General features: G+C 54.1%; 2 protein-coding genes and 1 pseudogene. 1 reads left to right on the plus strand and 2 read right to left on the minus strand.

All coding sequences use genetic code 11. The features are described 5' to 3' along the window. Nucleotides 1–60 precede the first annotated feature (60 nt). The gene (locus C448_RS15295) at nt 61–546 is read right to left on the minus strand and encodes an AAA family ATPase (protein ID WP_080503140.1); all 486 of its coding nucleotides are present in this window, start codon (nt 544–546) and stop codon (nt 61–63) included. 193 nt (nt 547–739) lie between these two features. On the opposite strand from C448_RS15295, the gene C448_RS01875 reads away from it, so the two are divergent. Then, entirely contained in the window at nt 740–1,930 is a 1,191-nt protein-coding gene (locus C448_RS01875) for an ISH3 family transposase (RefSeq protein ID WP_004051515.1), read from the plus strand. A 316-nt stretch (nt 1,931–2,246) separates the two neighbouring features. On the opposite strand, the pseudogene C448_RS17150 reads toward C448_RS01875, so the two are convergent. Further along, nucleotides 2,247–2,482 (minus strand): annotated as a pseudogene (locus C448_RS17150) (IS5/IS1182 family transposase); the annotation flags it as partial.

Here is a 2,482-nt window from a genome sequence, read left to right on the forward strand (position 1 = left end):
CGCCGGATCAACTGATGTCGATACTCGGAGGAGAGGAACCAGAATCACGTGCAGAGGCATCTACGAACGGACTGCGCTAAACACATACTCACAGTCGTTCAAAATCATTTGAGAATGTGTACACATCATCACTTGCAAATCGAGATTTTCACCCTCCGAACTCTTCAAAATATCTTGTAGATAGTTGAAAAACCGGCTTTGCATTGCTGGATGGAGATGGGATTCTGGACTGTCAATTAGTAAGATCAAATCCTCCTGCTCAGAATCAACTTCTCGGACTTCCGAAACCAAATTTTCTATTTGTTTCTCCACTAGTAGGAACAGCATGGCGATAGCATCTTTCTCACCCGATGAAAGGTGGTCGAATTGGACACGTTCGCCTGCTCGATTCTCAAACATAACTTGATAAACATTATCTTCAATACTCACTCCCTTGTACTCTATTCCAGGTAGTACCGACTCAATAGCGGTCTTTAGTGGTGCATTGAAATTTGGAATATAACCTGACGGTACTTCACCTCGTTCATCATATATGTCTGATAGTATATCTCCTTTTTGATAATCAAATTGGGCTAATCTCTTTTTCGGTCGCGTCGCAAAGTCCTCTAGACTTTGCCTCTGGTAGCCTCAACTGTCGCTAGTTGTCCACTTTGGCTCAACAGCCCAATAGCTGATACGTTGTAGGAATGAAGCGGATGAATCAGTGACCTGATTCACCCGCTGTCCGGATGTTCTCGTGATGAACCTACCCTTGCTCAAGGAAGTTCTCACAGATCCGGACGAGTTCCTTTCGAACGGCCAGTTGAAATCTCTTGCTCTGGAGATGCTGGAGCTGATTCCGATGGAAGGGATCGAGGGCTCCGTCCTCGATCCCGAGGGGATCATGGAAGTCGTGCTTCGGGCCGCCGTTGGAACGACATCGATCAACGGGGTCACGACGAAGACCAGCGATACGCCAAACCGCAAGACTGTGATGGACTGGCTCCACACCCTCCAGAAACCCGCCATGCTGGACGCTGTGAACGACATTCTTGCGTTGGTCGCAATGACGGTTCTCGACCGTGGCGGGTCGAGAACCGTCTGTATTGACTTCATGGACAACCCGTTCCACGGCCACCCAGAGGACGAAGACGAGTTCAGGAGGATGCAAGCCCGTGACGGAACAACGAAGTGTCACCGCTATTGTACAGCGTTCGTCATCGCCCGGGGAAAGCCACTGACTCTCGCCGTAGAGCCAGTAGCTGGCGAGGACAGCAAGGCTGACGCGGTCGAGCGCGTGCTCGCCCGCGTCGAGACCTATCCCTTCGAGACCAAGCAGATTCTCATCGATAGAGCTGCCTTCAACGGGGAACTGATCGGGGTACTTCGTGAGACTGCGCCGCCAGTCTTTCCGGTCAAGACCGGGAAAGACTCGCTCCGGCGGAAGCTCTCGGTCAACGCGTCGTATATGACCGAAGAGACGATCTGTGAAGGCAAAGAGCACGAACAGACGTATCCACTAGCGGTGAACGTCACCTACCACAACGGAGATCGAGGGAAGTCGGGGGTAAAACGGACGGGATACGCGGCGTACGGTCTGGAAGACCGCACGCCGCGACAGGTCGCGACAGTCTACAACAAGCGCTCACGGATCGAGAAGAGCTACGAGAAGTTCCGCGAAGCGCGTGCCCTCACAACAACGCCATCGACGACGATCCGGTTGTTCTACGTGGGCGTTGGGTTTCTGTTAGAGCAGCTGTGGGTCGTGCTCCAGTGGGCGGTGCTCGCCGCGCCACAACGTGGCGGGCGAGCACTCCCGGTGGAGTTCACGTTCGGTGATGCGTTTCTCCACGGAGTCGAACAGGTGTTGGACGATGAACTCGGTTGGAAGGAGAAGTATCGAACGAACGGGGTAGGATTGCCGGCGGGATGCGATCACGGACTCGCCTGAGCCGCCTCGCTTCGGTCGAAGCGAGGCTGGCGAGGAGCGACAGCCACTTTCTACGCTCACGTAGATCCAGGAATGACCGACGAGAGGTTCGCAACTCGACAGATTCTCTCAGGGAACTGCCTTCCAAGCGGGTTACACTCTGATCCCGCCTCACGTCTGGTCTCTTTCAACGTATCTGCTCGTACCGTGACCGAAAGAGTGGACAACTAGCGACTGTGAGGTCACAGCTCATGGTTGTTTTGGTTGATCGGTTGAGGAGTTCGTCGAAGAATGTTCGGTAGTGGCCTGGATTGGCGTACTTCACGAGTCTAAGNTTCATCGCCTGAAACGAGTAATCCGCCCGCTTGCGGTAATGATGGCTTGCCTGACCACGCTGGAAGCCGCTGGCATCGATTGCTCCAGTTCCCGAGAAGCCAGCCTGCTCCGCCGTTCTGCGGAGCAGGCTGCGGAGCGTCCGCATCGAGATCTCCTTCTCCCAATTGCAGAACGACGTGTGATCCGGCGACTTCTCCAACCCGAACACGTCGAGAATCCCGGGCATCTCGTTGAGAT

The organism is Halococcus morrhuae DSM 1307, assembly GCF_000336695.1.
Taxonomy (GTDB): domain Archaea; phylum Halobacteriota; class Halobacteria; order Halobacteriales; family Halococcaceae; genus Halococcus; species Halococcus morrhuae.